This window comes from Sporosarcina koreensis (assembly GCF_001531445.1).
GTDB lineage: Bacteria > Bacillota > Bacilli > Bacillales_A > Planococcaceae > Sporosarcina > Sporosarcina koreensis_C.
The window spans coordinates 1-243 of record NZ_LQYA01000207.1 but is presented as its reverse complement, the minus strand read 5'-3'; the positions used below and the strand labels follow the sequence as shown (position 1 = coordinate 243).

At 34.6% G+C, this 243-nt stretch carries 1 pseudogene; it reads right to left on the bottom strand.

The features are described from left to right. Nucleotides 1-21 precede the first annotated feature (21 nt). Nucleotides 22-243 (bottom strand): annotated as a pseudogene (locus AWV70_RS19550) (protein rep); the annotation flags it as partial.

Genomic DNA, 243 nt, shown 5'->3' with positions numbered 1-243 from the left:
TCTTTCTCTCTATCAGTCACTTCATTCCACATCCTCTTCATCAATCAATTTCCCATTGATCGCTTCCAGTTCATCATCTGTCAAATTCCGTTTCTCTAATTCGATGTACTTTTTACCACCCCAATTATACATGATGGCATAGACATATTTTGTCACATCTTTTTCTTTATAGCCATCTAACTCACCATTTTTAAATTTGGTCATAGCGTCTTTAAATAGCCCAGAATAGACAATTAATCGTTT